The organism is Priestia sp. YIM B13489 (genome assembly GCF_042787645.1).
Taxonomy (GTDB): Bacteria; Bacillota; Bacilli; order Bacillales; family Bacillaceae_H; genus Priestia; species Priestia megaterium.
The window spans coordinates 1-3826 of the sequence record NZ_JBHZOQ010000032.1; the positions used below are offsets into that span (position 1 = coordinate 1).

The 3826-nt window shown below is 35.0% G+C and carries 2 protein-coding genes; both read right to left on the minus strand.

Features of this window, described 5'->3' with window-relative positions:
• On the minus strand, window positions 1-851 hold an 851-nt coding region (locus ACFX4W_RS01795), incomplete at its 3' end, for an Alp7A family actin-like protein (RefSeq protein ID WP_377559209.1).
• A 593-nt stretch (window positions 852-1444) separates the two neighbouring features.
• A complete protein-coding gene (locus ACFX4W_RS01800; protein WP_377559210.1) occupies window positions 1445-2785 on the minus strand; it encodes an FAD-binding oxidoreductase in 1341 nt (446 codons plus the stop codon).
• Window positions 2786-3826: the final 1041 nt, after the last annotated feature.

Below are 3826 nucleotides of genomic sequence, written 5' to 3' on the forward strand. Positions count from 1 at the left end.
AGTTCAAACTTTTGTTTGCTGTAGTTATCCAAAATAAATTGATCAAATGCCCGTAAATCGGTAAACAACTCTGGGAACTTCTCTTTGCGTAACTTATCAATGTGCGCTAGATATGGAATACCTTCAATACTTTGGAATGATTCGCGACTGTTTGCGGCTTTTAATCCTTCAGGTAAAATAACAACATCAATGGATCCTCCACCAATATCGACCATCACGGTTTCACATTCTACATATTCATTAGCATCTTCACGGTCTTGAAGAGTTAAGTCTTTCTTTAATGCAAAGCGTGCAATTTCACCTTCTTTTAAGCATGCACTTTCTTCTACAGAAACTTTTATGTCTTTTTCGAACCCTGGTGTATGAATACGGAAAGCATGGTCACCTAAGAAGCGAGTGGCCATTGCTTTTTGCGCTTCACCAAATGTGCTTTCTTTTTTTAGCAACCAAATTGGTAACATCGTAGAGAAATAGTCAATCTCGATGCTATTATCCTTTTGATCTTTCGTATGCAATGCGTGGTAGTATGCAATGGCAGCTAAAAATGTCACATAAGGAATATGGCTTGTAATTTTGTTATGTAAACGATTGATGTGATTGTTGGCAAGTTGTTGGCTTGCTGCAATGTCACCGACTAAGAAATAACGTTCTTTCTCTTCGTCACCAATAGTCGTGGATAGTAAGATACGCTTTTTGAACTCTTGCGGTGCTGTTACGGCATCTGTAAAGAAAGAATCAGCAGCATCTTTTTGGAGTTCTACGACGTTGGTTGGGAAATCAAATAGGTATCCATCAACGATATTCATATCAACGGAGTTTCCACAGTCTTTATTAAAACGTGAAATTTTCATCTTTATACACCTCATTTTTAAGTTGAACTTCTGTTGAACTTATTATGCATAAAGAAAAAAGGTTGTTCAATCTTTTAGTTGAACTTATCATAAAATGAAAAAGAAAGAGAGAAGAAAATGGGTTTTGAGAATAAGAAGGTAATAAGTCGCCTATAATGTAAGCGAACTACATCACCACCACATTAAGTACTTTCATCCGTCTAAAAAGAAAGTATGGAACCTATTCTTATCTAGAGAAATAAAATTTGCTATAATAGGGGGAAGCGAAGGAGGGGTCTTATGGATCGTACGACCATTCAAACCATTACGAAGTTTTTACATACTCACATACAACCTTCTTTAATAACTCCTGCTGAAGTAGCGAAATAAGCTAAAGATCTTGCTTCATAGAAGTTATACGTAACAATAAAGCTTGTTTCTTTTTAAAGTACAAAAGTTTTTATGTACGATATAAGAGCCATTTTCTTAACTAACTTCATATATTACATATACTTTAAATATAGAAAGAACTATTGAGAGCAATAGTTCTTTCTATATCGGGCTAAATCAAGCGTTCAGCTGTAAGAAGGGCTGTTTGATTAAATTTTGAATGGTTAACAAGAGGGTGGGATGCTTTGTGGAAAACGAAATAAATTATCAGGATCATATTTTGCCTTTATTTCTCGAAGCCTTGCGAAGTTTGAGCCGTAGTATGCTTTTCCAAACTTTTCAATGTTTTGGTCTGGAACATTAACATACGAACCTTTTACATATGGTTTCATCAGTTGACGTACTTTTTCAACTGATGCAAGGTTGGAAGCTTCTTGTGATTTATTTTCCCAACTAGCCGTCCATTCCGTATAAAATAATGGACGGCGCCAAAAGAATGCTGTTTCATTACTTGGTACTCTGCTTAGAGCACCACCCCAATTTATAAAAAAGAAATTGGCTTCTGTGCCAGTAGCTTCTTCTAAAAACTTCTTCATGATTGAAATAGGCTCTTCCGACCATTGATCAAGTCCCCAAGCCGAGGAGAATTTAACATTCTGATCGGATCTACCAGGGATTGGCTCATCGGGATCTAAGAAGTCTATAGCATCTGGATAGCATAATGTTTCTATAACTTTTTGTGTTGGGGTTCCAGCACTTAGTAAAGGCTTTAACAATTTAATCAGCTCTTTTTTTGAACCGAGGAAAATTCCTTCTGCATGACACAAACCATTTACTTTGCTGTAAATCTCAAGTATGCACCCTAAACGTTCGTCTACAAACGGTGCCCATTTTTGCCAAGCTTTAAATACCGTTTCTAATTGCTCCCATGGCCAAATAATATTGAAGACGGTTGCAGTTTTAGGGGCACGATGAACTTTAAACGTGTATTCGGTATTATATCCAAAGTTCCCGCCCCCTCCACCTCTAGAAGCCCAAAATAAGTCCTCATTACAAGATTGATTTGCTTGAAGAATCTTGCCTTTTGCATCTACGGTTTCCAATGCAAGAAGGTTATCGCTTATAAGGCCAATTGATCGTGAGAGTACTCCAAATCCTCCTCCCATTGTAATTCCTCCAATTCCAACGGTAGGGCTATCTCCAAACGGAGCCATAAAGCCTTCTCGAGCTAACATCTTTACAAGTGGACCCACATGAATGCCTGTTTGAACTGTTGCAATCTCAGCTTTTTTATCAAGGCAAACTTTATTCATGTCGCTTACATCAATAACAATTCCTCCACTTACTACTGAAAGGTTCTTATCCAAAGCATGACGGCCACTTCTGACACGTAAAGGCACTTTATTCTCTTGGGCCCATTTAATAGCATTACTGACATCGTATGAATTTTGTGCAAAAACAAAGACAAGAGGACAGACATCAACATAAGGGTTCCAATTCTTAATTGCTTCCTTATAGCCAGGGTCCCCTTTGAAGATGACTCGTCCTGTTAAATGTGTTGACATATACTTCACTCCTAATGAACATTAGATTTCCAATATTAGTATATGTAGAAATTGGACAAACTCTTGGGTAGATTATCTAGTAACTCAAAAATATATACCAAGGATATTAAAGAGAGTAAAGGCAGTGTTTGTAATATGTTTTAGAAAAGAAATTTTTGTTATTAGAAAGAGTATAGATCAAGATAAAAGGGGATTTTACATATTTATGTATAATAAAAATTGTTGAAATGAATGATTCTAATGTTTTTCATTTTATATAAAATCTATTACGGTAACTAAAGATTATAGAATTTAGGAAATTACACTCAGTTTATTTCTATCTGCGCTAATATGTTGAGGTTGAAAAAATTTCTATATATTGGACAAGCGTACAAGCTTGTCCTTAGGTTTATACATATAATATGTAAATGAATATTGAAAAGAGGGACAAAAATGATACCAGGATGTATACCTGATGTTCCGCATTGTATGCCTGAAATACCGCACTGTATACCTAAAGTGCCAAGCTGTGTGCCTAATATACCAAGATGTATACCTGATGTTCCACATTGTATACCTAATATACCTTGTACTTCTAAATACTAATTGCTTTCGTTTTATATAGGGTAATAATTCATTCAGAGCAAAAAGAATATTCTTTTTGCTTCTTTCTTGTTTTATCATATGTTATGCCGATAGAGTAGGGTATCTTCGTTAGTTCGGTTAAACTATGGAACACTATTTCATTAAAGTGCTGATTTTAAGTTGCATTCTAAACTGTATAATCCAAATATAACTTTCATTAAGAAAAGTATTGTAGCTAAGTAGATTTGTTAGGGAATATTTTTGAAAAAAAAAACAAAAAACTATTGATTTTTAAATTAAAGGAGCTTATAATAATAAAGCGTCGTTAAAAAAGATGATGTTGATGATAAAAAAGTTGTTGACATTACGTTGATAACTTGATAAGATAGTAAAGTCGCTTAAGAGCGATGGTTGAACTTTGAAAACTGAACAAAGCGACAAACGTCAACGTTAATTTTTATTTTTAATTGAGCAAGT

Bases quoted from the DNA above. Each gene is read 5' to 3' on its own strand.
- ACFX4W_RS01800 (WP_377559210.1), bottom strand. From the start codon at position 2,785: ATGTCAACACATTTAACAGGACGAGTCATCTTCAAAGGGGACCCTGGC.